The 24,649-nt window shown below is 62.2% G+C and carries 23 protein-coding genes and 1 tRNA gene; 15 read left to right on the top strand and 9 right to left on the bottom strand.

Features of this window, described 5'->3' with window-relative positions:
* Nucleotides 1-833 precede the first annotated feature (833 nt).
* Both AC0L2Z_RS28615 and AC0L2Z_RS28610 read left to right on the top strand, forming a co-directional pair.
* Nucleotides 834-2,117 carry a cystathionine gamma-synthase family protein gene (locus tag AC0L2Z_RS28615; protein ID WP_473629926.1) on the top strand — a complete coding sequence of 428 codons (1,284 nt, stop codon included), beginning with the start codon at nucleotides 834-836 and terminating at the stop codon, nucleotides 2,115-2,117.
* 334 nt (nucleotides 2,118-2,451) lie between these two features.
* The gene (locus AC0L2Z_RS28610) at nucleotides 2,452-3,105 is read left to right on the top strand and encodes a DUF2726 domain-containing protein (RefSeq protein ID WP_473530548.1); all 654 of its coding nucleotides are present in this window, start codon (nucleotides 2,452-2,454) and stop codon (nucleotides 3,103-3,105) included.
* 180 nt (nucleotides 3,106-3,285) lie between these two features.
* Here the strand turns inward: AC0L2Z_RS28610 and AC0L2Z_RS28605 are convergent, their stop codons facing one another.
* Both AC0L2Z_RS28605 and AC0L2Z_RS28600 read right to left on the bottom strand, forming a co-directional pair.
* Nucleotides 3,286-4,266, bottom strand: coding sequence for a phospholipase D family protein (locus tag AC0L2Z_RS28605; protein ID WP_473629925.1), 981 nt, complete (start codon nucleotides 4,264-4,266; stop codon nucleotides 3,286-3,288).
* Nucleotides 4,260-4,655 (bottom strand): phospholipase D family protein, encoded by a 396-nt coding sequence (locus tag AC0L2Z_RS28600; RefSeq protein ID WP_473536376.1) that lies wholly within the window; start codon nucleotides 4,653-4,655, stop codon nucleotides 4,260-4,262. Before AC0L2Z_RS28600 ends, AC0L2Z_RS28605 begins: the two co-directional genes overlap by 7 nt.
* A gap of 144 nt (nucleotides 4,656-4,799) precedes the next feature.
* Here AC0L2Z_RS28600 and AC0L2Z_RS28595 point away from each other — a divergent pair, with 144 nt between their 5' ends.
* The 4 genes from AC0L2Z_RS28595 (at nucleotide 4,800) to AC0L2Z_RS28580 (ending at nucleotide 7,271) form a co-directional block, all read left to right on the top strand.
* Entirely contained in the window at nucleotides 4,800-5,132 is a 333-nt protein-coding gene (locus tag AC0L2Z_RS28595) for an AAA family ATPase (protein WP_473522984.1), read from the top strand.
* 44 nt (nucleotides 5,133-5,176) lie between these two features.
* Nucleotides 5,177-5,632, top strand: a complete 456-nt coding sequence (locus AC0L2Z_RS28590; RefSeq protein WP_473629924.1) for a hypothetical protein — start codon at nucleotides 5,177-5,179, stop codon at nucleotides 5,630-5,632.
* 11 nt (nucleotides 5,633-5,643) lie between these two features.
* Nucleotides 5,644-6,408 carry an ATP-dependent nuclease gene (locus AC0L2Z_RS28585; RefSeq protein WP_473536352.1) on the top strand — a complete coding sequence of 255 codons (765 nt, stop codon included), beginning with the start codon at nucleotides 5,644-5,646 and terminating at the stop codon, nucleotides 6,406-6,408.
* A 251-nt stretch (nucleotides 6,409-6,659) separates the two neighbouring features.
* Nucleotides 6,660-7,271 (top strand): hypothetical protein, encoded by a 612-nt coding sequence (locus tag AC0L2Z_RS28580; protein ID WP_287068137.1) that lies wholly within the window; start codon nucleotides 6,660-6,662, stop codon nucleotides 7,269-7,271.
* Between the two features lie 203 nt (nucleotides 7,272-7,474).
* On the opposite strand, the gene AC0L2Z_RS28575 is transcribed toward AC0L2Z_RS28580, so the two are convergent.
* A tRNA-Gly gene (locus AC0L2Z_RS28575) sits at nucleotides 7,475-7,549 on the bottom strand.
* Between the two features lie 248 nt (nucleotides 7,550-7,797).
* Between AC0L2Z_RS28575 and AC0L2Z_RS28570 the strand changes: the two genes are divergently transcribed.
* The 4 genes from AC0L2Z_RS28570 to AC0L2Z_RS28555 all read left to right on the top strand — a co-directional run bounded on the left by AC0L2Z_RS28570 (nucleotide 7,798) and on the right by AC0L2Z_RS28555 (nucleotide 10,728).
* A complete protein-coding gene (locus tag AC0L2Z_RS28570) occupies nucleotides 7,798-8,295 on the top strand; it encodes a prolyl-tRNA synthetase associated domain-containing protein (RefSeq protein WP_473629923.1) in 498 nt (165 codons plus the stop codon).
* A gap of 92 nt (nucleotides 8,296-8,387) precedes the next feature.
* Nucleotides 8,388-9,386, top strand: coding sequence for a thioredoxin (gene trxA, locus AC0L2Z_RS28565; RefSeq protein ID WP_128170051.1), 999 nt, complete (start codon nucleotides 8,388-8,390; stop codon nucleotides 9,384-9,386).
* 166 nt (nucleotides 9,387-9,552) lie between these two features.
* On the top strand, nucleotides 9,553-10,224 hold the full coding sequence (locus tag AC0L2Z_RS28560) for an LON peptidase substrate-binding domain-containing protein (RefSeq protein ID WP_023802714.1): 672 nt from the start codon (nucleotides 9,553-9,555) through the stop codon (nucleotides 10,222-10,224).
* A gap of 264 nt (nucleotides 10,225-10,488) precedes the next feature.
* On the top strand, nucleotides 10,489-10,728 hold the full coding sequence (locus tag AC0L2Z_RS28555) for a Trm112 family protein (protein ID WP_023802715.1): 240 nt from the start codon (nucleotides 10,489-10,491) through the stop codon (nucleotides 10,726-10,728).
* Nucleotides 10,729-10,765: 37 nt separating this feature from the next.
* On the opposite strand, the gene AC0L2Z_RS28550 is transcribed toward AC0L2Z_RS28555, so the two are convergent.
* The 3 genes from AC0L2Z_RS28550 to AC0L2Z_RS28540 are packed head-to-tail and all read right to left on the bottom strand — an operon-like array spanning nucleotide 10,766 to nucleotide 16,534.
* On the bottom strand, nucleotides 10,766-14,044 hold the full coding sequence (locus tag AC0L2Z_RS28550) for an error-prone DNA polymerase (protein WP_473629922.1): 3,279 nt from the start codon (nucleotides 14,042-14,044) through the stop codon (nucleotides 10,766-10,768).
* On the bottom strand, nucleotides 14,041-15,510 hold the full coding sequence (locus AC0L2Z_RS28545; RefSeq protein WP_473629921.1) for a DUF6504 family protein: 1,470 nt from the start codon (nucleotides 15,508-15,510) through the stop codon (nucleotides 14,041-14,043). The genes AC0L2Z_RS28550 and AC0L2Z_RS28545 overlap by 4 nt, the downstream gene beginning before the upstream one ends.
* A complete protein-coding gene (locus tag AC0L2Z_RS28540) occupies nucleotides 15,452-16,534 on the bottom strand; it encodes an ImuA family protein (RefSeq protein WP_473629920.1) in 1,083 nt (360 codons plus the stop codon). The genes AC0L2Z_RS28545 and AC0L2Z_RS28540 overlap by 59 nt, the downstream gene beginning before the upstream one ends.
* A gap of 185 nt (nucleotides 16,535-16,719) precedes the next feature.
* Here AC0L2Z_RS28540 and AC0L2Z_RS28535 point away from each other — a divergent pair, with 185 nt between their 5' ends.
* Nucleotides 16,720-17,142, top strand: a complete 423-nt coding sequence (locus AC0L2Z_RS28535; protein ID WP_023802719.1) for a metallopeptidase family protein — start codon at nucleotides 16,720-16,722, stop codon at nucleotides 17,140-17,142.
* Nucleotides 17,143-17,328: 186 nt separating this feature from the next.
* Here the strand turns inward: AC0L2Z_RS28535 and AC0L2Z_RS28530 are convergent, their stop codons facing one another.
* Nucleotides 17,329-17,535 (bottom strand): DUF1737 domain-containing protein, encoded by a 207-nt coding sequence (locus tag AC0L2Z_RS28530; RefSeq protein WP_473629919.1) that lies wholly within the window; start codon nucleotides 17,533-17,535, stop codon nucleotides 17,329-17,331.
* A gap of 25 nt (nucleotides 17,536-17,560) precedes the next feature.
* On the bottom strand, nucleotides 17,561-18,445 hold the full coding sequence (locus AC0L2Z_RS28525) for an HpcH/HpaI aldolase/citrate lyase family protein (protein WP_473629918.1): 885 nt from the start codon (nucleotides 18,443-18,445) through the stop codon (nucleotides 17,561-17,563).
* A 562-nt stretch (nucleotides 18,446-19,007) separates the two neighbouring features.
* Here AC0L2Z_RS28525 and AC0L2Z_RS28520 point away from each other — a divergent pair.
* From AC0L2Z_RS28520 to AC0L2Z_RS28505, 4 genes are all read left to right on the top strand, one after another.
* Complete coding sequence (locus AC0L2Z_RS28520; RefSeq protein WP_473629917.1) at nucleotides 19,008-20,564, top strand: DUF4153 domain-containing protein; 1,557 nt, start codon at nucleotides 19,008-19,010, stop codon at nucleotides 20,562-20,564.
* Between the two features lie 3 nt (nucleotides 20,565-20,567).
* Nucleotides 20,568-21,263 carry a response regulator gene (locus AC0L2Z_RS28515; protein WP_473629916.1) on the top strand — a complete coding sequence of 232 codons (696 nt, stop codon included), beginning with the start codon at nucleotides 20,568-20,570 and terminating at the stop codon, nucleotides 21,261-21,263.
* A 59-nt stretch (nucleotides 21,264-21,322) separates the two neighbouring features.
* Nucleotides 21,323-22,819: an ATP-binding protein gene (locus tag AC0L2Z_RS28510; RefSeq protein WP_473629935.1), complete on the top strand. Its 1,497-nt coding sequence runs from the start codon at nucleotides 21,323-21,325 to the stop codon at nucleotides 22,817-22,819.
* Between the two features lie 66 nt (nucleotides 22,820-22,885).
* Nucleotides 22,886-24,052: an NAD(P)/FAD-dependent oxidoreductase gene (locus tag AC0L2Z_RS28505; protein WP_473629915.1), complete on the top strand. Its 1,167-nt coding sequence runs from the start codon at nucleotides 22,886-22,888 to the stop codon at nucleotides 24,050-24,052.
* A 65-nt stretch (nucleotides 24,053-24,117) separates the two neighbouring features.
* Here the strand turns inward: AC0L2Z_RS28505 and AC0L2Z_RS28500 are convergent, their stop codons facing one another.
* A complete protein-coding gene (locus AC0L2Z_RS28500) occupies nucleotides 24,118-24,543 on the bottom strand; it encodes a GNAT family N-acetyltransferase (RefSeq protein WP_419695245.1) in 426 nt (141 codons plus the stop codon).
* Nucleotides 24,544-24,649: the final 106 nt, after the last annotated feature.

Below are 24,649 nucleotides of genomic sequence, written 5' to 3'. Positions count from 1 at the left end.
GTCACCTCGTGGGAATTTTTGACTGCGACCCAATCCGATTCGGTCTTTTGTTCAAGCGGCCGATCAACCGAGACCGTATCGACGTCGGCGTCGCGGACTTTGCCACCATGTCCGCCGGCCGTCACAAGGTCATAAGGAGCGCCTCGATGGCCGCGAGACTGTGGATGTGGTCGCACATAGCATTCCTGAAAGATGCGGCCGCCGCCGGTACATCCGCGGTCGGCGGAAAAGGCGTCGTAGCGCAGACAAAAATCGGGAACGAACAGCCTCCCGCGGCGGCGGCTTGCGGTTACAGGAATCGGCTACGAGTGCGCCCAGGGAAAGTTGTCATGGATCGTTCGACTCGGTTGGCATCAGCCTTTCGCGAACTCGTTGCACCGCGCTACCGGCCGGAGCTCCACTATATGCGCGGCCCGGGGCCAGCCTCCGCGCGCCGCGAGAGCGCACTGAAGGCCGGCCCTCATCCCTCCTGATCTGATCTCTTGCAGTGCCGCATGCCCCAGCAACCGCGCGCCTCGCTGACCGTGCACTGCGTCTTCCGGCTTGGCGCCCAGGCACTCGGCAAAACATTTCCGGTCCGGTCGGTCCGGTATGTCTCCAATTCTCCTGCTGCCTTCGCCACTAACGGTTCTTGGTTGCCGTTCGCGCTTAGAATTAGAAAGAGATCGGACCGACCGGACCGTTTCGAGTCCGAAAACCACGTTCCTCTGGCGCGAGTGCAGCATGGCGTGCCTGATCTGTCTGGATGACCATGGACCCGAGTGGATTAGCAAGAGACTGGTGTTGGTTCTTCCTCTAATTTTGGTCTGAGAAACCTGACCGGAGGAATCGCCATGACTGCCCCACGTCCGTCCAAGACGCATATTGGAAATCATCGGCTGCATCCGGAAACGTTGATGGTGAGCTACGGCTTCGACCCTCAGCTGTCGGAAGGTGCGGTGAAGCCGCCGGTGTTCCTCACCTCGACCTTCGTGTTCCGATCTGCCGAAGAGGGCCGCGATTTCTTCGATTTCGTATCCGGACGCAAGGAACCGCCGAGCGGAACCGGAGCCGGGCTGGTCTATTCCCGCTTCAATCATCCCAACAGCGAAATCGTCGAGGATCGCCTGGCAATCTACGAAGGGGCCGAGGCCTGCATCCTGTTCTCGTCCGGCATGTCGGCCATCGCCACCACTCTGCTTGCCTTCGCCCGTCCGGGTGACGTTATCGTGCATTCGCAACCGCTTTATGGCGGCACCGAAACTTTGTTAGCCAAGACCTTGGCCAATTTTGGCGTCGGCGCTGTGGGTTTCGCCGATGGCGTCGATGAGTCAGCCATTCGCACAGCGGCGGATGAAGGCTGCAGGAAAGGCCGCGTATCGCTCATCTTCATCGAAACGCCCTCCAACCCGACCAACTCGTTGGTCGATTTCGTGGCGGTCGACCGCATCGCCGACGAGATCGCCGCCAAACAGGGACAGCGCCCGGTCGTCGTGTGCGACAATACTTTGCTCGGACCGGTTTTTCAGCGTCCGCTTGACCACGGCGTGGACGTTTCCGTTTATTCCCTGACCAAGTATGTCGGCGGCCATTCCGATCTGATCGCCGGCGCGGCACTTGGCAGCAAGGCCGTCACCAAGTCGATCAAGGCGCTCAGGGGGGCGATCGGCACGCAGCTCGATCCGCACTCGTGCTGGATGCTCGGCCGCTCGCTGGAAACGCTGAGCATCCGCATGGAGAAAGCCAACGCCAATGCTCGCATTGTCGCCGAATTTCTGGCCGACCATCCGAAGGTCGCAAGGGTGGCCTATCTGCCATTCCTTGGCGACGACACTGCGGCCGCAGGGGTATTCAGGACGCAATGCACAGGCGCCGGATCGACGTTCTCGTTCGACATCCGCGGTGGTCAGGTCGCGGCGTTCGCGTTTCTCAATGCCCTTCAGATATTGAAACTTGCCGTCAGCCTTGGCGGCACGGAATCGCTGGCTAGCCATCCTGCCGCCATGACCCATTCGGGCGTGCCCAAGGACGTTCGGGAACGGATCGGCGTTCTTGAGTCGACAATAAGGCTGTCGATCGGCGTCGAGCACCCCGACGATCTTGTTGCCGATATCGCCCAGGCGCTTGCCCTCGCCTGAAATATGCCTGACCGCTGGTGGGCGGACTGGCGTCCATCTCGTCGCGATTGCCGCGTCCAGGAGTCACCCTGACCCCACCGGTTTTTTTTAACCGGGAGGGGGCATCTCCGCTGAAAAAAGCGCGGCGGCTCCCCCGACGCTCCCCGCGACCGGTCCAGCGCTGGCAAGAAGCCCGCACCAACAAGCTTCGCGGCCCGGCACCCTAACCCTTGCAGGAGTATGCTGGAGCTGATTGGCGCGCAGCTCCAACCTTAAAGTCAAACGCTCCGCTCCCTGGTGTTTTCTCGTCAGTCGTGGCTTATTACAAGAACCCGCGTCCAGTAAGATTACCGGCATGCCCCCCGAGATTATTGGTTTGATCGAAGAGCCACATCTGCTGATCGCCGTTCTCTTGGTCGGCGCCTTTGGTGGTATGGCCGTCGAGCGGTTCTGTTCAAAGATACGACGGCAGGCGTGGCGGGAAAAGAACCGTTGGCGCTGGGACAGGAAGCGCGATTGGAGCAAAATAGATAACAGGCCGTTAGCGCCGAAGCCTGATCCAGTCACTCCAAAACAACCCGACGCTGCTGACCAATTACGCATCGTTATGGGGGCTCACTTCACGATACAGCCGCTCCTCAACAAGAGCGAAGCGCGCGTATTCCGGGAGCTCGACACCATAGTGATAGGCTGCAATCCCGGATGGCAGGTGATGGCACAAGTATCGTTAGGCGAAATTCTGCGCAGCAAGGACGCGGACGCCTACCGTTGCATCAACTCGAAACGGGTCGACCTGCTTCTGGTGAACGAGGACTGCCAGCCCCGACATGCGATCGAATACCAAGGCGGCGCCCATCACCAAGGTCTCGCCGCAGCGCGCGATGCTGTCAAGAAGGAGGCCCTACGAAGGGCAGGGATCGGTTATCACGAGGTTGTTGCCGGGCACACCACTCCTTCCGAGCTCAGGCGGCTGGTCGAGAAACTCGTAGACAAACCAAAGGACGGCTGAGTATCTGCTACGCCAGGCTGAGTAGAGCTAAACACTATGTGCCCTGAAATCATTATCGCGGGAGATCGATCCGTTGCCAGCGATGCCGATCGGCGACGTACCGCCCTGTGCGTTAGCGAAGGCAGCGAGCGTCTCTATGGTTACGCCTTCCGGGACCCTAGTACGCATCAAACCGTTCAATCACACGTGCACCGTGACGTCGTGTCCCAAAGAACGCAAAGCCTTACTTGTACGGCCGTTGCGCGGTGGAAATTGGTTCGGCAGGGCCCAGCCTACTAGCTCGCCCATCGCGCTAATGCCGAAGTTTTCAATTCTTAACTTTGGGTCGTGCAAAGCATCCCACATGCGGCTAGGCAGTTCCTTCGCAGGGCCGCCGTAAAGTACATAATTCAAGGTCGCCACCGGTGACGGCCCACCTCTCTCTGGCTGCTTATAGATGTGTTTGGCCAAAGCGATCACTTTTTCGGACATGTTGTAAGGAGGACCCTCCTGAAGACCCACCGCCCGGTTTGACACTCGGCGCGCGTATTCTATTGCAGCGTGGATGTGGGACAGAATCTCAGCAAATTCGCCCTCCGTAGTCGCCATGATGCGCTCGGCGCTTAGGATCTGACGAAGATATGGTGCCCACTTGTTAAGAGTGAGGTCTTCACCGTTTGGAGCTGACTTAAGAGATCGCCACCAAGACAAGGCTGTCTCTTCAGCCAAGCCGGGGTTTGTTTGGTGGCTTTTAAAATGCGTCTCGTAATCGGCTCGCCGACCATCGAACGTATTTTGATAGTAGTGCGCATGGAGAAACTGGTCAGCCTGAGCGCCCCAAGGTGCATCCTTGGCGACCCAACTTGGTCTATTCTCATCGGCGGAAACTTTTGCGGCCAGATCGCGGAGGAGTTGAAGCGTCTGCATCCACTCATTCAGAAACGCATCTCTCCTGAGGTCGAGGGCGGCTTTGCCTGAAACGTTCCCAAGCCCCTCCCATGGCTGCACGTAGTCGGTGTTCCAAAATTTCTTTGCAGCTTCGCGATCAATTGCGGCCTGTTTGTCCAAGGCGGCAGATCGTTGCTCGATCAAAGCGTAAAGCTCGTCGGTAAGTGGAGACGAGTGGGCATGAACAGCTTGGAAAAACAATTCAAGTTCCAGAGCCTTGTTGTCGCCTACCAACTCGTCGCCGTGAGGAAAACACCGACTTCGACATTCTTCCACCAAGCAGACTGGCTTAGATTAGCAGAACCGATGTAGACTCCAAATCCTCTCCACCAAATCACCTTTGGATGAAACTGTCTGACGAGTCTGCAAACGTAGTTTGGGGATTTGCGATCAAGGAAACGTTTAAGGATGTGTGGACTGATCGGGACGCCCTCATCAAAGCGCCCCCAAAACCGAAGAGGAATATCTCGCTTCCAACACCACTCAAAAAGAAGATCTTGGTCTGAAACATACGCTACGGCCGCGTCCACCCGTTCGGTCAGATTGGAGCCGTTTTTCAGTTCGGCCGCCGCGCTTTCAAGAATGTTTCGCAGGTAGCTCCCGTTGAGCCCGTTTAAAACCATCTTCAATTTGTCGTCCCCCGCCATCGCTTTCGTAGGACGCTAACCTTTACAAGTATAAGTTAATGGTCCGCCCATGCGACCGACATAAGTCGGACAGCGGCTGATCGCCGAGGCGGGTATGTTCAACTTCGAGGGTGCGATACGATGCCTGTCGATTACAGATTGTCGAAAGTCGTAATCAAAAATTTTCGCGGAATCGATTATTTTGAGCTCGAACTGCAACCAGGGTTTCCAACTGTCCTAATCGGAACTAACAACGCCGGTAAAACTACAGTGCTTAACGCCATTGCTTTGGCGTTTCACCAAGCCGAGTTCTACAATTGGTCGCCCGCCGAAACTGACTACTCTGCGATTCGACGGGCAGCCGGTCAAAAGAATTTTTGGTTCAAGTCCATTTTCAAGCTGGCGGTGAACTGGCGCTGCCTGCCGTCCGGACAATCGGTGATGCAACGTTCGTTCACGGAGTCCAAGTCGTAGGTAAGACCAGCAGGGACGGCATTTTCAGCCATACTCGAACGCTGTTGGGAAAGGACGGTAAGTCCATCACGCTCAATCTTCGAACAAAGCAATCTGAGGCCGATAAGAAGGCCCTGGTCGATCAAAATGTCGGCTGGAAAACAGTGAACGCGAAGATAGACGAAGTCCGCGACCATCTGCCGGAAACCTGGTTCTTCAAGCCGGAGGACATAGAGGCTTCCCTTTACATCTGGAAGACCGGCCTGCTCGCGAAGCTGTCGAGGCATTTGGCAGAGCGGTTCATGAGCGACAGTTGGGAGATGGAGACCGTGAACGGTGATAAGCGGGAGATGCCAGCTACATTGGAGAATGGGTATCGGTTCTTCCAGCAAATTGTTGAGGCATTTCCCTTCTGGAAGGATGTCATGAAACCGGATCTGGAGAGGGTCTTCAGCGGCTACGTCGGGGGGCAGCCCGCATTGATCCTAAGACCAGCACTCAGTCGATCAAGGATTGGCTAGCGCAGCAGCTAATGATCTCGATGGCAACGGATCCGGAGAGCGCTCCAACGCCATTGCGAAGTATGGGCGACGGTTGGCAGAGTGTTATCCGTCTCGCTGCCCTGGAAGCCTTAACTCTTTACCCCGAGCTGATCCGAGAGCGAGTAGTTCTTTTGCTCGAAGAGCCAGAGACGCACCTGCATCCGCACCTTCGTCGAAAAATACGGAAAACCCTCGGCGACCTGGCGACGAAGGGATGGACCATTATCTACACTACGCACTCTTCCGAGCTTGTGTCATTCGAGGACAAGATGGCTATAACCCGCCTCGTCCGCACCAAAGGTAGCGTGTCGATGAGGACCGTCTACACGGACAAGATTGAAGCGCCGGCCAAACTTCAGTCCAAGCTTGACGACAATGGCTCCCACGACTTCCTTTTTGGAACGGCAGCAGTGTTCTGCGAAGGTCCATCCGATACCTTCAGCTTGAAATACGGAATGGAAAAGCTGGGCTTTGATCTTGATGGCCATGCGGTAAGCATCACCTTTTGTGGCAGCTGCACCGCCATTCCCTCGTTCGCCTACATCGCGTCCGCGCTGGGGATTCGCTGGTGTGCCTTGACTGACGAGGACCGGCTGCCCGACCAAACCGTTAAGCCGCAGATGGTGCGGCAGCGCGCGAATATTGAGAAGCACCGCACATCCTCTGACGCGCAGGTCATGTGGAAAGTCGATCTTGAAACTAGCCTGGGGATACTCAAAGGCGGAGCAAACTCTCGAATATCTTCGAGAAGCTGAACCTACCTGGATGGACGACGGACTTCCCAAAGTTCAAAGCGACACTGTCTGAGATCGCGACCTGGGTCGATCCTGAGATAAGGGTGTAGCTGAGGCAGCCGCGGATAGTTGCCCTTCTGCGCAGGCTCAGGTCCAGGCTGCCGGCAAAAGGTTCGGACACAAGAGTGCGCAAAGTCGAGGCTGTCAAGAAATCCAATGTGCTAGGCAGCCATTGTTTGCGAAAGTTGGCGTAGCCTTGAGAGGGGTTAGGGATGTGGCAATGGCTGTCAGAACTACAGGGTGCGCAAGCGAGCTTGCTAGGCTCGTTTGCCGGCTTTTTGTTCGGTATCTGCGCGCTTGTCGTCGGCGCACTCGTCAATTTTCGGCTAAACCGCAGAAGGGATGCCCTGCTTCGTGGTGAGGAAGCCGACTCGGTCGCTGCGGCCCTATACGGCGAGATCGTCCTCATTAGGAAGGAATTAGCACGAACGGCCAACATCGTGGCGAAGACTGAAATGAGAGGTGGTACGTTCGACAAACACTTCCTCGAGTTGACCCGACTTCAAGAGCCGTTGCTCTACAAGGCGCTCGCAAACAAATTGGGCCTGCTTGCCCCGGAGGTGGTTCTGGCAATTACCGACTTCCATGGCAATGTTGAACTCGCACGCGGCTGGCTTCCCCAGCTGGTAGAAAGTGATGATCGCAAGTTCAGCTACAGTCCGCTTACCGTCCTGGAGCCGGCAATAAAGGCGATCGATGGCGTTAAGCCGACGCTGGATCATATCGCCAAAACAATGCGAATTGGACCGCCAGAAGATGATTTCGATCTCAGCAATCCCTATGCAATCGCCGAAAATGAAAGGGAAAAATTTGGAGAGAGATAGGCGCAATCTGTGGCAAAGGCGCACTTCAGGGAGACCTGGTGACGCCGCGATCCCATACGACTTCTTAACTTCGCGAACTCGTAACCGCGCGGTAACCATGGCCTTCTGAGCTGCCTAAGCCAACTGCGATTTCGACAACCCCGAAAACGAAAAAGCCGCGGCGAACCGCGGCTTTTCGATGGCTTGATTCCCCTTGGGGAAACTGGAGCGGGTGAAGCGATTCGAACGCTCGACCCCAACCTTGGCAAGGTTGTGCTCTACCCCTGAGCTACACCCGCTCGCGCGGCGTTTGGGCCGCAAGCCGAGCCTATATGGCTGAAGGGCGCGGCGATTGCAACAGGGAAGTCGCAGGTTTTTTGGCCGCACCCGGCGACGTAAACGAGCCTTCCCGGCGCGGATGGGAATGCAATCGGCAGCCTTGCTGCGCAATGGTCTTGTCTCGGCCGCGTCATTGGCCGTAAACGGCATGATCCAACCACGACAACAAGCCAAACCGCAACAACAAGAAAGTCCGACAAGAAACGACATGCCGAAAACCGAAGCCGAGCTTTTCGCCTTTCTCGCCGATCTCGGGATCGAGGTCTCGACGCTCCGCCATCCGCCGCTGTTCACGGTCGCCGATTCGCAGGCGCTGCGCGGGGAAATCGCCGGCGGGCATACCAAGAATCTGTTCCTCAAGGACAGGAAGGACAATTTCTTCCTGGTCAGCGTCGCTGAGGAGGCGGTGGTCGATCTCAAGCAGATCCACCAAATCATCGGCGCCGCCGGGCGCGTTTCCTTCGGCAAGCCGGAGATGCTGATGGAGCTTCTCGGCGTCGTACCGGGTGCGGTCACCGTGTTCGGCTTGATCAATGATACGCAGTTGCGGGTCAAGGTCGTTCTCGACCAGGAGTTGATGCGCCATGCCGCCATCAACGCCCATCCGCTGACCAACGAGGCAACGACATCGATCGCCGCCGCCGACCTGGTCAAATTCGTCGAGGCAACCGGGCATGATGCTGTTATCTTGAAAGTCACGGCATGATCGCCACATGGATGACGATAAACCGGCTTCTGAGTGAGAATTAAGGATGTTGCGCCGGGCTGGCGGCCGGGCGGCGACCGAAAGGGCACGAGATGAGCGACAACAATCAATTTGGCGGCCCGTTTGGCAGCAATGCCGGACAGTATGCCACCACTGTGCAGTATGGCGGCACTGACGCCACCCCCGCGAAAGTGGCGCTTGGCGACCCGCCTGTCGCTGCCGACGTCATCAAGGAGACGACGACCGCCACATTTGCCGCCGACGTCATCCAGGAATCGCGCCGTCAGCCGGTGCTCGTCGATTTCTGGGCGCCATGGTGCGGGCCCTGCAAGCAACTGACGCCGCTGCTGGAAAAGGCGGTCACCGCCGCCGGCGGCAAGGTCAAGCTGGTCAAGATGAACATCGACGACCATCCTTCGATCGCCGGACAGCTCGGCATCCAGTCGATACCGGCAGTCATCGCATTCAAGGACGGCCAGCCGGTCGACGGTTTTATGGGGGCCATTCCCGAGAGCCAGATCGCCGCCTTCATCCAGAAGGTCGGCGGCAAGGGCAATGGTGCGCCGCAGGTGGCCGAGGCGCTTGCCGCGGCCGCGGAGGCGCGCGCCGCCGGCGATGTGCATACCGCGGCGGACATTTTCGACGCGATCCTGGAACAGGCGCCGGAGACGATCGAAGCGATTGCCGGGCTGGGCGATCTGCTGTTCGAGGCCGGCGATGCCGAGGGCGCCGAAGCCGTGCTGGCGCGGGCGCCGGAAGCAAAAAAGGATGCGCCGCCGCTCGCCGCGGTGCGCGCCAAGATGGCGCTCGCCGTGCAGGCACAAGCACTTGGCAATCCGGCCGAGCTCGAGCGACGCCTGGCTGAGAACCCCGGGGATCATCAGGCACGTTTCGAGCTTGCCATGATCCAGAACGCCAACGGCGAGCGCATGGCCGCAGCCGACAATCTGCTGGCGATCGTCAAGGCCGATCGCTCGTGGAACGACGACGGCGCCAAGACGCAGTTGCTGCAGTTCTTCGAGGCATGGGGCATGACCGACGAGGCAACGCTGGCGGCGCGGCGCAAATTGTCGTCGCTGCTGTTTTCCTGAGCGCAGCCTCAAGCTGTTTTTGCGTGACGGTCTTGCGGTCGGCGACGGCTGCGCCAGATTAGGAGGCCTGACCGATCCGTTCTTCGCCTGGTGACGATTTTGCGCCAGGTTGCTAAGGGATGGGCGGGCTTGATGCGCTTCTTGAGGGAGCGAGCGGAGGTTTGACGTGCAGGCGGGAAACGCGCATTACCGGCTCGATACGGATTTCCCGCCGACGGTGCCGATCTTCCCGCTTGAAGGCGCCTTGCTGCTGCCGGGCGGCCGCATGCCGCTCAACATTTTCGAGCCGCGCTATCTGGAGATGGTGGACGAGGCGATCGCCGGACCGCGGCTGATCGGCGTCATACAGCCCAGCCTCGACGGCGCGCGGCGTGCCGACGGCGAGCCGGCGCTTTGCAATGTCGGCTGCGCCGGACGCATCATCGCGCTTTCCGAGAGCGGCGACGGCCGCTACCTGATTTCGCTGCAAGGTGTGTGCCGGTTCCGCATCGTGCAGGAGCTTGCGGTCAAGACGCCCTTCCGCCAGTGCCGGTTTGCGCCCTTTCTCACCGATCTCGACGAAGATCAGGCGGAGGCCGAGATCGACCGGCCGGCGCTGCTCAAGGCATTTCGCGCCTATTTGCAGGCCAACGATCTTGAAGCCGACTGGGAAAGCGTCAGCCGCGCCGAAAACGCCATGCTGGTCAATGCGCTGTCGATGATGGCTCCCTACGGGCCGGCCGAGAAACAGGCGCTGCTCGAAGCGGCGGACCTGAAGACACGCGCCGAAACGCTGATCGCCATCACCGAAATGGCGCTGGCACGCGAAAACGAGGATTTCGGCTCGAGTTTGCAGTAGGCAAAGTAAAAGGAACGCTGGGACTAAGCCAATTGCGGAAGTCGGCGCCGCCCCTCATCGCCCTGCCGGGCACTTCTCCCCGTATAGGGACGGGGAGAAGGGGCTTTCGGCAGCCTTGGCGGACGTTCTGCAACGCGGGTGATTGGCGAAACCATCGATGAGAGCGTCCCTCTCCCCGTCACTATACGGGGAGAGGATGCCGGCAGGCAGGTGAGGGGCAGCGTCAACGCACGAAGACTGAGGACGAACGAGAGGACTGCAAAAATGGTGGACGGGCGTGAGGGAAAGAAGGTCAATGTCGATCCCAAGCTGCTGGAATTGCTGGCCTGCCCGCTGACCAAGGGTCCGCTTAGCTGGGATCCGGAGCGCGGCGAGCTCATCTCGAGGGTCGCGCGGCTTGCCTATCCGGTGCGTGACGGCATTCCGATCATGCTGCCTTCGGAGGCACGCTCGCTCCCCTTCGACGACGGATTGCCGCCGCCGCGGTTGGGTGGGCCGTCCTGAAGCGTGGTGATCCTTCGCTGTCCCGCCGACACATCCCCTATTGAAAATTGCGCCCCTTGGGCATGACCCTTTCTGTCTTCCCCGCGATGTCCTGCCGGTCGTTTTGCACGACAGGGACATCGGGCTTCTCCTGCAAAAGCACGGACAGCCAGGGTGTCAGGTCCTCGACCTTCTCGGCGACGATGTGGATGACGTCCGATTCCGACTGCAGTTTGCCGGTGACGCGGACCAGCCGCGCGCCCATGACAATGGGCCGGTAGCGGTTGAAGGTTCTTTCCCAAAAAATGACGTTGGCGACCGCCTGCTCGTCTTCCAGCGTCAGGAAAATCGCTTTGGCGTTACCCGGCCGCTGCCGCACCAGGACAAGGCCGGCGACCGAAACGCGCTTGCCGTCCCGAACCTGGCCGAGGCGCGCATTGGGGGTGACGCCGGAACGGTCGAGCCGCTGGCGCAGAAAGGCAAGCGGATGCGCCTTCAGCGACAGGCCGAGCGAGCGGTAGTCGTGGACGACGTGCTCGCCGAGCGGCATTGTCGGCAGCCTGGTCTCGGGCTCGAGATCGCGCAAGCGGATCTCAGGTCGGTCGAACAGCGGCAGGGTCTCCGTGGCACTCCTGCCGTCGAGCGCGCGGACCGCCCACAGGGCGTCGCGGCGGTCGAGGCCGAGCGAACGGAAAGCGTCGGCTTGCGCCAGCTTCTCGATCTCGTCGACGTAGAGGCCCGAGCGCAGCCAGACATCGCGAACGGATGCGTAGCGGTCGCCGCGTCTGGCGACAAACACCTCCATGCGCTCCTTCGACAGGCCCTTGACCTGGCGAAAACCCAGCCGGACGGCATGATTGGTCCGGATGACGCCGCGCATCTGGGCATGGCGGTCGAGAATGCGGGTTGGATCGAAAGGCACTTCTTCCAGCGCGCAATCCCAACCGGAAAAATTGACGTCGACCTCGCGGATTTCAACGCCATGGTCGCGCGCGTCGCGGACAAGCTGAGCCGGCTGATAAAATCCCATCGGCTGGGAATTCAGGATCGCGGCGCAGAACACGTCGGGATAGAAGGTCTTGAACCAGCAGGAGGCATAGACCAGCAGGGCGAAGGAGGCGGCATGGCTTTCGGGAAAGCCATATTCGCCAAAACCCTCGATCTGCTTGAAGCAGCGCTCGGCGAAGTCCTTTTCGTAACCCCGCAAAATCATGCCGTCGACCATCCGCCTGCGATAATTGCCGATCGTGCCGGTGCGCTTGAAGGTGGCCATGGCGCGGCGCAGTTCATCGGCCTCGCCCGGCCTGAAGCCGCCGGCGACGATGGCGATCTTCATCGCCTGTTCCTGGAACAGCGGCACGCCCAGCGTCCTGCCGAGTATCTCTTCCAGTTCCGGCTTGGGATATTCGGGCTTTTCCTTGCCTTGCCGGCGGCGCAGATAGGGGTGGACCATGTCGCCCTGGATCGGGCCGGGCCGCACGATCGCCACCTCGATGACGAGGTCATAGAATGTTTTCGGCCTGAGCCGCGGCAGCATCGACATCTGGGCGCGCGATTCGATCTGGAAGACGCCGATCGTGTCGGCGCGGCAGATCATGTCGTAGACATGTTTGTCCTCGGCAGGGAGGGTGGCCAGCACATAGGGCCGGCCAAAATCATCCCGCGCATCGGGATAATGATCCTCAAGCAGCGTGAAGGCGCGCTGCAGGCAGGTCAGCATGCCGAGCGCCAGCACGTCGACTTTCAGGATTTTCACCGCGTCGAGATCGTCCTTGTCCCACTCGACCATCTTGCGTTCGTCCATCGCCGTCTTGATGATGGGCACGATCTCGTCGAGCCGGTCCCTGGTGATGACGAAGCCGCCGACATGCTGCGACAGATGACGGGGAAAGCCCATGATCTCGTTGGCGCATTCGATCACCTGCCTTGTCGACGGATCGGTCTGATCGAGGCCGCCGGCCCTGGTCTCCTTTTCGCCGAGCTCCGAGGTCGACCAGCCCCAGATCGAGCTGGACAGCGCGCTCCTGACATCGTCCGACAGGCCCATCGCCTTGGCCACTTCGCGCATCGCCGACCGGCCCCGGTAGCTGACGACGGCCGCGGCAAGCGCGGTGCGCTTGGCGCTGTATTTCGAGTAGATATACTGGATGACCTCCTCGCGCCTTTCATGCTCGAAGTCGACATCGATGTCGGGCGGCTCGTTTCTTTCCTCGGAAATGAAACGCTCGAAAAGCGAATCGATCCGCTCAGGCCCCACTTCGGTGATGCCGATGCAATAGCAGACCACCGAGTTGGCCGCGGAGCCACGTCCCTGGCAGAGTATGCCCTGGCTGCGGGCAAATTTGACGATGTCGTAGACTGTCAGGAAATAGCGCGCGTAATTCAGGCGCTCGATCAAAGCGAGTTCTTCGCGGATGCGCCTGGTCACATCGGCGGGAACGCCCGAGGGGTAGCGTATCGCGGCTCCCTCCAGAGCCAGCCTTTCCAGTTCGGCCTGGGGCCCGAGGCCCGATTCCGTCGGTTCGTCGGGATAGTTATATTGGAGGTCACTGAGAGAGAAGCTCAATTCGCCGGCAAAGTGCTGCGTTTGCGCCAGTGCCTGCGGATGCCGCCGGAACAGCCGCGCCATCTCCATTGGCGGTTTCAAATGGCGCTCGGCATTGGCCGCCAGTTCCAGCCCGGCTTCGGCAACAGGCAGGTTGAGGCGGATCGCCGTTAGCACGTCCTGCAACCGGCGCCGTTCGGACGTATGGTAAAGAACGTCGTTGGTCGCCATCAGCCGAATGCCTGATGCCTCGGCCATGGCAGCCGCCTGCTCAACACGGTAGCGGTCGTTGCCGTGATAATCCGGCGAAACGGCAAGCCGCAGGGTCTTGCCGAAGCGATCTTTCAGGCGGCTGATCAGCCTGAGGTGATCCTCGGCCGGCGTCGACAGATCGGGCAGGATCGCCAGCGACATGCGATCGCCCCATTCGAAAAGGTCGTCGCGATAGAGCAGCGGTGCGCCCTTTTCGCTGTCGTCGCGCATATTGGCCTGCGTCAGCATGCGGCACAGATGGCCCCAGCCCTTGCGGTCCTGCGGATAGGCGAGAACGTCGGGCGTGCCATCGCAAAACACCAGGCGGCAGCCGGGATGACAGGAAAGACCTTCCACCTTGGCCTGCTGCCAGGCGCGCACGACGCCAGCCACCGTGTTGCGGTCGGCAAGCCCGATCGACGAAAAGCCCAAAAACTTTGCCGCGACCACCAGCTCCTCCGGTTTCGAGGCGCCGCGCAGGAACGAGAAATTCGACTGGATGCCGAATTCGGCATAGGGGACGACCGCCAGCGCATTCATGCGAAGACCCCATGCATGAACCAGCGCGGCGCCGCCTGCGAGGCGCCGTAGAGACCCTGGCGATAAAGCCAGTAACGGCGACCGTCGCTATCCTCGATGCGGAAATAATCCCGGGTCGCTTCCTGCCCCGCTGCCTCCCGCCACCATTCCGCGGCGATGCGTTCCGGCCCTTCGGCGCGCGCCACCCGGTAGAGAGCCCGCCGCCAGCGGAAATTCATCGGCGGTCCCTCAGGCATTTCGGTGGCCGGCACCTCGATCGGTTCGGGCGAACGGAACAGCCGGATCGGCCGTTCCGGCGGAAAGACAGGCCTAGTGTCTTTCATCTTGCCCGGCTGCTTCGGCGCAGAGACCCTTTGCGGCGCCTCCGCATAGGGATGCGTGGCGACGGCGCGCTCGGGCAGATGACTCTCGACGGCAACCGGTTTCAAAACCGCGCTGTCGCCGAGCCGGGCGCGGATGCGGTCGGCGAAAAGGGCGATGTCGGCGCCGTCATCGCGCGTCTCGCCGGTCAGATCCGCCTGCTGCATGTCGAAGGCCGCGGCCGACAGCACCGAGAGGCGCACGAGATCGAAGCCATAGCCGGCATCGATGTCCTGTTCGAGCGCGGCAAGCCTCTCGTGGAACAATTTCTGGATCAGCAACGGCTCGCGCAACGGCCGCGAGGTGCCGACGGCGATGCGGCTGACGGCGCCGTCGACGCGGAAAAGCAGCAGCGCCAGCCTTCTTGCGCCCTCGCCGCGGCGCTCGAGGTCCGCCTTCAATGTCGTCGCCAGCATTTTCACCAGCCGCTCTATTTCGTCGGTCAGCATGATCGGTTCGGCGAGATGGCGTTCGACCGAAAGCGGCGCCACCGGCAGGCGCGGCGACACCGCCTCGTCGAGGCGGCCGAGCGCCTGGTCGAGACGCAAAAGCAGCGATCTGCCGAAGCGGCGGGCGAGCGGCGCGCGCGGTGCTGCCATGACGGCGCCCGCCGTGCGCAGGCCGACGCTTTCCAGGCTGGCGCGGATGTCAGGCTCGATGCGCAGCGCCGCCAGCGGCAAGGGCGCGAGAAGCGCTTCCTCCTCGCCACCGGGGACGATGCGATCACCAGAAAACCGCGCTGCCGCCCAGGCTGCACCTGGTGTGGCGGCAAGGCCGGCGCGGACATCGAAACCCTGATGGAAAAAGCGCGACAGGATGTCGTCCAGCATCGCCCGTTCGCCGCCGAAAAGATGGGTGCAGCCGGTGACGTCGAGGAACAGGCCATCGGCTGCGTCGATCGCCACCAGCGGAGTGTAGCGGTCGCACCAGTCGGCGAGGCTTTCGAGCAGGCGGCGGTCGGCCTCGGGATCGGCTTCCACGACGTCGATCGACGGATGCATGGCGCGCGCGTCGGCTATGCCCATGCCGCGCTTCAGATGAAGCGCCTCAGCCCGCTCGTCGAGGGCGGCGATGCGCTGCGCGTTCGCCTGGCGATGGCTGATCACCAGCGGCAGGTGATCCGACGGCCGCGAACGCCAGGACCGCCCCAGACGCTGGCGCAGGATCCTTTCCGCGGCGAGATGCGGAAACCACAGGGACAGGATTCGCTGCCCGTTCTTGCCGTCTTTCCCCGGCCCTTCTTTCCTCGAAACTGCGTTCATCGGGGTTCCACTCCAGTGTGAATTGTCCTGGCAAGGCGGTGCGGCTCTTGCCGATGCTGACGGTGAAGGCGGGACGGCCGATCGAGCCGGCGAGCGGCCCGGCGATCGTCTGGCGTGGTGCCGACGGCGCCGCCGACAGGACGAGGCGGACGGGTGCCGCCGTCGGCTCGGGTTCGCCGGCCTGGCGCAGCAAAAACACCGGCCGGCCGGCGCTCTGTGCCCGGGCGTGCAGCCGCCGCGTCGCGGTGAGGTCCAGCCGCTGCGGACTGCCGCGGATTTCGAGGATGACGGCGGCGAGCGCCGTCATCCGGGCGGCCTCCTCGGCGGTCCACAGCGCATCGAGGAGCCTTGGCGCCTCGGAAAACAGCAATTGCTCCGGCTCGATGCCGAAAAGGCGATGAAGTCCTGTGGCATAGGGGAAGCCGGCCTCGCGGAAGATTTCCGCGGTGCCGATCCACAGGACCGGCAGTCGCGGCCCCTGTTTGAGGATCAGGCTGACGAGCGACAGGGCGAAGCCGGCGACGGCCCCGGCATCGCGGGTCGCGGCGCCATGGATCTCGCTCAGCGCCGCCTTCGGCAGGCCGCCGCCGAGCGCAGTATCGAGATCTTCGGCGCCGGTGCGCAGAAACGCATCGGGCGGCGCCACGGCGAGGCCGCGGCGGACGATTGTCAGATTTTTGGGCGTGATTTTTTTGGGCGTGACATCAGCTGTTGGATCCCCGGGAGTGACATCAGCTGTTGGATTCCGGGGCGCATCAACGGGGGCTGCGGCCGGCGCCTGCAGGCGCTCGGGCAGCGTTCCCTCGATCTTCGCGATCTGGCGGCGCAGGGCAAAAACAGTCTCCCGCGCCACGGCGCTTGTCGCCATGACGGTCAGCTTCCACTCACAATTGTTCCTGTTATGTTCTAATAGATTCCAGAGGGCGGCCGAAGAGTCAAGCGGAGTCATGGGCGCAGTCATGGGGAATTTATTCCTGCCGCGCGTGGACGGCAACCCGGCCAATTGCCGAGTCCGGCGCGAAAGCCTATATGCCGGGATCAGAAGGACAAAGCATGGCCCGCATCTACAAAACCCGTACCTGGCACGACGAGCTTTCGCCGTCGATGGAGGAAATGGAGTTCCTGGCGCTAGAAGCTTACGCCCATCTGCCGGAGGAGTTTCGCAAGCTGACCGGCGAGATCGTCATCCAGATCGCCGAATTCCCGACCGACGAAATCATGGACGACCTGTCGCTGGAAACGCCTTTCGACCTGCTCGGCCTGTTCGAGGGGCGCGGCATCGCCGAGCGCTGGAATCCGCAGACCGGCGAGGGGCCGAACCGCGTCACGCTCTACCGCCGCGCCATCCTCGATTACTGGGCCGAGAACGAGGAGACGCTGGGCGACATCGTCACCCATGTGCTGATCCACGAGATCGGCCACCATTTCGGCCTGTCGGACGACGATATGGAGCGGATCGAAGAGGCGGCCGAGTAGGCTGTGCTGATATTAAGGTGATGCCGGCCTGCGAACGGCAGTTCCCTGCGCTTCCGGTGCTCACACCCAAAAGTACGCTCCGCTCCGGTTCTCGGAAACTACCCAGTCTGGTCGCTTCGCGCCCGTCTTCGACTCCGGCGCGGCCTGACCTGAATCTCAACACACCCTGCGTCGAGCTTTGCAAATCTACCAATCGCTGAGCTTGGTGTCGGGCCCGTATTCCTGGCCCTCGACATCCTTCACCACGGCCTGGCCGCAGCGCATGACCTTGGTCTGCTTGTCGTAGGAATAGGTCGGCGAGCCGAACAGGTGCCAGCCCTTGTTCAGCGCTGCCGTCACCTTGTGGCAGAAGCTGGAATCGTCCGGGCCGGACAGAAAGCGGTAGAGTTTCATTTTTCATTCCTGTGGTGGGTTGCGATCATGTCCCGCTGGCGCTGGCGGCCGCCTTCGCCAGCAGTTTCTCGGCCTGCGCCAGATGCAGCCGCTCGAGCATTTTTCCGTTCAGCGCAATGACTTGCCTGCCGGCATTTTCGGCAAGCGCGAAGGCCTCCTTGACCGCACGCGCCTCGGCCACGGCTTCGGCAGATGGTGCAAAGGCGCGGTTTGCGGCATCGATCTGGGCCGGGTGGATCAGCGATTTGCCGTCGAACCCCATGGCGGCTGCTTCCGTGCATTCGCGCGCAAAAGCGTCCAGATCACGAAAATCGTTGAAGACACCGTCAAGCAGGTCGAGGCCACCGGCGCGTGCTGCGAGCACCATCTGCATCAGCCATGGCGTGAGATAGCGCCGGTCGGGCGTAGCGAGAATGCCGGTGTCCTTGACCAGGTCGTTCGTTCCGGCAACGAAACAGACCAGCCGCGAGGCCGGATCGCGGCCAAGCTCGGCAATCGGGCCGATGTTGAGCAGCGCCTTGGGCGTCTCGATCATCGCCCACAGCTTCACCGCGTCGGGTGAAAAATTGTCGTCGAGGACGTCGCCGGCTTCCAGGACGTCGCGCGGCGTGTCGACCTTGGGCAGCAGGATGGCGTCGGGCTCGCAGCTTGCCGCCGCCAGCAAGTCCTTGGCGCCCCATTCGCTGGAGAGCGGGTTGATGCGCACGATCATCTCGCAGCGTAGGCCGGGGCGGTTGGCGAAGATGCCGGCCAGTTTTTCGCGCGCAAAAACCTTGTCGGCCGGGGCGACGGCATCTTCGAGATCGATGATGACGGCATCGCAGGCCAGCGACGAGATCTTGGCCAGCGCCTTGTCGTTCGAGGCCGGGACGTAAAGCACCGAGCGGCGCGGGCGGCAGGTTTCAGTCATGCCTGATCTATGCCGCCTGGAGGCGATCGAAGCAAGCACACAGGGCAATCGCTTCGGGCAGTCATAGCTTGCATTGGATGCAAGCCAATCATCGAAGTTGGCGCCGCCCCTCATCGCCCTGCCGGGCACTTCTCCCCGTATAGGGACGGGGAGAAGTGGTTGGCGCAGCCTCGACGCCATTCTTGCAACGCTGGTGATTGGCGAAACCGGCGATGAGAGCACCCTCTCCCCGTCACTATACGGGGAGAGGATGCCGGCAGGCAGGTGAGGGGCAGCGCAAGCGCCCGGAAAGGGGTGACGGGGCGGATTCAAAGCTGAAGTGATTCCTGACCCTGCACAAAAACTGCACAACATTGCGGAAAATCTCCTCGGACCCGCCTCGCTGCCTGCATCTCGGCCGGCGAAAAGGGCGCATGCAAGAGCGCGAAAAGCCCCGTTGGTCCCTACCCCTCCGCGATGACGTTTGCTGGCTCATCGATCCGCCGCGTTCGGCGACTCTCTTTCCCTTCATCCGCAAATCTCCGCCCCCCGGCCGGATCAAAGCCGCTGAGAAAACCCGATCATGACGTCGCTGCTTACCGCCGCGCCGGGCACTTGCGCGCGCTTCGGCGTTGCCGTCCTGCTTGCCGCGCTGGCCGATTTCTTCTTCTATGGACAGCCGGTCGGCATCACGCTCTTCCTGTTCGGCATGACGCTGGCCGCCGCGGCCGTGGCGCTCCAGCCGTCGGCGCTCGGCGCCGGCCGGGCCTGGTTCAAACCCGTTGCCCTGCTTGTCGGGCTACTGCCGTTCCTTGAAAATGTCAGCGCGCTGTCCGTCGCGATCGGGCTTGCGGCGCTGGCCGTCTTTACGCTTTCGCTGGTCGGGCGGCTGCGGCGCGGATTTGCCCGCATTGCCGGCCAGGTCGCGCTGTTCCTGCTCGCAGCGCCGTTTCGGTTCGTCCACGATTTCGTCCGCTGGCGCAAGGCGGCGCGGCGGCTTGGCCGGCGGCGCATCGGCTTCGCGGCGATCGCCGTCTGGATCATGCCGCTGACCCTGGGCGCAGTGTTTCTGGCGCTGTTCGGCGCCGCCAATCCGGTTATCGAATACTGGCTGTCGCTGATCGATCTCCACGCACTGCTCGACCTCATCCAGCTGCCGCGGCTGGCCTTCTGGCTGGTCGTGCTTGCCGGCGTCTGGGCTTTTTTGCGCCCGCGCCTGCCGCGCTTCTTGCGCCGCATTGCGCGTCGGGTGACACCTGTCCCTGTCAGCGCGGTGACGACGACGACAAACCCCGCCAGAGCGATCGAGGACATCATCTTCGGCATGGCCGCCATCCTTCGTGCGCTGGTCATCTTCAACATCCTGTTCGCGATGCAGACCGCGCTCGACGCCACCTATCTGTGGGGCGGCATCGCCCTGCCCGACGGGCTGACCTACGCCGCCTATGCGCATCGCGGCGCCTATCCGCTGATCGTCACGGCGCTGCTCGCCGCCGGTTTCGTGCTGGCGGCGCTCAGGCCGGGAAGTGCCACTTCCAGCGATCCGTTCATCCGCCGGCTGGTCTATGTCTGGGTGGCGCAGAACATCGTGCTGGTCATCTCGTCGATCCTGCGGCTTGAACTCTATGTCGGCATCTATGCGCTGACCTACTGGCGCGTCGCCGCCTTCGTCTGGATGGGGCTGGTGGCGGCGGGCCTTGCCCTGATCATCGCCCGCATCGCGCTCGGAAAATCCAATGAATGGCTGCTTTCCGCCAATCTTCTGACGCTATCGGCGACGCTTTATGCCTGCTCGTTCATCAATTTTGCCGCCCTGATCGCCAACTACAATGTCGAGCACTCATTCGAAATGACCGGCCACGGAACCGAGCTCGATTTCTGGTACCTGCGTTCGCTCGGTCCCAGCGCCCGGCCGGCACTCGATCGCTTCCTCGAGCAGCAGGCCAGGACGAATGCGGCCAGCTTTTCCCCCTACCGCGAACTCGCCCGTTTGCTGGGACAGGACGAGGCCCGCTACCGCGCGGCCCAGGAAAACTGGCGCGCCTGGAGCTTTCGCGACTGGCGGCTCCTTCGCACTCTCGACACGTCTATCCCGTTCGTGGTTCCTCAGGGCTCCGAACCCTTCGTGCCGGGCCGCTGATCGATGCCGCATCACATCCTGATCGCCGACGATGATCCGCACATCCGCGAGATCATCTGTTTCGCACTTGAAAAGGCCGGCATGAAAACGGTTGCGGTAGCCGACGGCGGCGCCGCCTTGCAGGCGATCGAGCGCCGCGCGCCTGACCTTGTCGTGCTCGACATCGGCATGCCGGAGATGGACGGGCTGGAGGTCTGCCGGCGGCTGCGGCACACATCCGATGTGCCGGTGCTGTTCCTGTCCGCGCGTGATGAAGAAATCGATCGCATCCTCGGGCTCGAAATGGGTGGCGACGACTATGTCACCAAGCCGTTCAGCCCGCGCGAGCTGGTCGCCCGCGTCAACGTCATCCTGCGGCGCGCCCGCCCGGCAAAAGCCGAACAGGCCGACGACAGGCAATTCTTGCACGGCCGTCTGGCTTTGCTGCCGGCCAGCCACGCCGCCAGCTTCGACGGCAGGCCGCTAGTGCTGACCTCGATCGAATTCGCCATCCTGAAAGGGTTTCTGGCGCGCCCGGCGCATGTGCTTGGGCGCGACATGGTGATGGCCAATGCCTATGCCGGCAACATCCATGTCGCCGACCGCACCGTCGACAGCCATATCCGCAACATCCGCGCCAAGCTGGCGGCGGCCGGCTGCACGGATGCGATCGAGACCGTGCATGGCGTCGGCTTCCGGCTCGGCCGGTGCGGCGCGTGACCGCGCATAAATGGCGGCCGCGCCTCGCCACCATCGTTGTCGCCATCCTGATCATGGTGATGGCGCTGCCGCTGGTCGGCCTGTTCTTCTTCAGGCTCTACGAGAACCAGCTGATCCGCCAGACCGAGGCCGAGCTGATTGCGCAAGGTGCCGCCCTTGCCGCCATCCATGCGCAAGAGGTCCGCGACGCCGGCATCGCGGCTGAAAAGCTCGGCGCGGCCGTGCCTGCCGACAGCGACAATCCGGACTCTCCCTACCGGCCGATCGAGCCGCGTCTCGATCTCGCCTCCGACAGGGTTCTGGCGACACGGCCTGCGGCGACGGTCGCCACCGTCGATCCCGCCTTCACGGCGATCGGCGCGCGGCTGTCGGGTATTCTTGCCGAGACGCAGAAAACCACGCTTGCCGGCTTTCGGCTGCTCGACCCAAAAGGCGTCGTCATCGCCGGACGCGAGGAGATCGGCCTGTCGCTCGGCGCCGTCGGCGAGGTTCGCGCAGCACTTGCCGGCCGCTATGCCAGCGCGCTCCGGCAGAGGGTTCCGAACCAGCCTTCACCTTCGCTCTATTCGGTCAGCCGCGGCACGAGGGTCCGCGTCTTCGTCGCCATGCCGGTCGCCGTCGACGGCAAGGTCGCCGGCGTCGTCTATCTGTCGCGGACGCCGAACAACATCGTCAAGCATCTTTATGGCGAGCGCGGCAAGGTGGTGCTGGCGGCGATCGCCATCCTCGGCGGCACGCTGCTCATCGGCCTGATCTTCCTGCGCACCGTCAGCCGGCCGATCTACGCGCTGATGGAGCGGACAAAGCGGATCGCCGCCGGTGATCGAGCAGCGATCAGGCCGCTCGACCATCATGGCACGCGCGAGATGGCAGCGCTGTCCGACGCTTTCCTCGAGATGGCCGAAAAGCTGCATGCGCGCTCCGACAGCATCCAGACCTTCGCCACCCATGTCTCGCACGAGCTCAAATCGCCGCTGACGGCGATCCAGGGGGCGGCCGAACTGCTGCGCGATTCAGGTAGCGCAATGGACGAGGCCGAGCGGCGGCGGTTTTCAGACAATATCGTCACCGATGCCGGGCGGCTCAATCTGCTGGTGCGTCGTCTGCTCGACCTGGCGCGCGCCGAAAATCTTGCGCCCAGCGGCGAAAGCACGTCGCTCAGTGCGGCCCTGGCGCTGTTGCCGACCGGGGACAGGCTGGCGCTTCGGGTCGAGGCGGGCGGCGAGACCGGCCTGCGCATCTCGGCCGAGAACGCAGCGATCGTGCTCGCCAATCTCATCGACAATTCGGCAAGGCATGGCGCGACGCTGGTTTCGATCACGGCGGCGAGCGCAGGCGGCAAGGCGACGATCCAGGTGAGCGACGACGGCGCCGGCATTTCGCCGAGCAACCGCGCGCGTATTTTCGAGCCATTCTTCACCACACGCCGCGATTGCGGCGGCACCGGCATGGGCCTCGGCATCGTTCTGGCCCTGCTGAAAGCGCATGATGGCACGATCCGCCTGGTTGACTCCGAGCGCGGCACGCGCTTCGAGATCATCTTGCCGGCTGTATGAATTGCAGCATGATCGTTTCAGAAAACCGGCTTCGGGATCATGCTTCAGAACTGGAGAAGCGAAAAAGTGCGCTACGACGTCGTCATCATCGGCGGAGCCATCGTCGGCTCCTCGATCGCCTATTATTTGCGCGCGGAAGGGTTTTCGGGCTCGATCGCGCTGGTCGAGCGCGACCCGCAGTTTGCCCATGCGGCGACGACGCTGTCCTGCGCTTCGATCCGCCAGCAGTTTTCGATTCCGCAAAACATCCGGCTGTCGCAGTTCACGCTGAAACTGTTCCGGCGGCTGACGGAAGAGTTCGGGGCCGACGCCGATATCGGTTTTCGCGAAGGCGGCTACCTCATCCTTGCCGGCGAGAACGGGTTGCCGATCCTTGAGGCCAACCACCAGACGCAGTTGGCCGAGGGCGCCGACATCGTGCTTGAGGATGCGGAGGCGCTCGTCCGCCGGTTTGCATGGCTGTCGGCCGAGGGCATCACCGCCGGCGCCTATGGCCGCAGCGGCGAGGGCTGGTTCGACGCGCATGCCATGCTGATGCTGTTCCGCAAGGCGTTGCGCGACAAAAAGATCGATTTCATCACCGCCGACGTGACCGGCATCGAACGGCAGGGCGACCGTGTCACCGGCGTCAGCCTCGACAATGGCGAAAGGCTCGACGCCGGCATCGTCGTCAACGCCGCCGGGCCGAATGCCGGAAAAGTCTCGGCAATGGCCGGACTGGTGCTGCCGGTGGAACCGCGCAAGCGCAATGTCTTCATCTTCGAGGCGCGCGAGAAATATGACGACATGCCGCTGCTGGTCGATCCCTCAGGCATCTATGTCCGGCCGGAAGGCTCGGTCTACATCACCGGCGGGGCCGAACCGGAAGACGGCGACGGCCCCGCCGATCCCAACGATTTCGAGCCCGACTGGCCGCTGTTCGAAGAGGTAATCTGGCCAGTGCTGGCGACCCGCATTCCGGCCTTCGAGGCGATCAAGCCGACGCGCGCCTGGGCCGGCCATTACGATTACAACACGCTCGACCAGAACGCGGTGATCGGCCCGCATCCGCAGGTGCAGAATTTTCTCTTCGCCAATGGTTTTTCCGGCCACGGCCTGCAGCAGGCGCCGGCGGTCGGCAAGGCGCTGGCCGAGCTGATCGTGCATGGCGGCTACCGCACGGTGGACTGCTCGGCGTTTGGGTATGAGCGCGTTGCCGAGGGGCGGGCTTTCAGGGAGTTGAATGTGATCTGAGGCTGGCGGACAGAGGGGGTGCTGTCCCTCGGTCACCAAAGGGTTCCGCACCGCAAGGCCAGCCGTCAGCGCTCGCGGCCAAACCAGAACGCGTCCGCCATCCGCGTCATGCCGATCCGTTCGTAGAAGCCGACGGCGTCGGGCACGGAGATCAGTGACATGGCGACGGATGGCCCGAGCTGCCGCCGCGCTTCGTCGAGCAGGCCCTTGCCGATGCCGAGCCCTTGCGCCGATTTGCAGACGGCGAGCTCGGAAATATAGCACACCCACGAGAAGTCGGTGATGCCTCGGGCGAGGCCAATCAGCGGCTTGCCAGGCGCATCGAGGCGCGCCGTCAACACCAGATCTGCATTGGCAAGCATCGCCTTCAGACGGACGTCGTCATCGATGGGCCGAGTGACGCCGAGGCCGGATTCCACCAGCACGCGGCGGAACTCGGCTGCGTCGAGGTTCGGTTCGCTGGCGTAGAGTACTTTGGGACGTGTTGTCATGCCGGCCAAGGTGCACCATAGGGCGGCAACTTTGAAGCGGTCCGTGCTCTAGGACCAAAGCTTGCGAAAACAGCCGCCTTTTATTTGCCTGCAGCTTTGTGTAAAC

It is taken from the genome of Mesorhizobium sp. WSM4850 (assembly GCF_055811735.1).
Note: the sequence above shows the minus strand (reverse complement) of the source record. Positions and strands in the feature narration are given on the sequence as shown.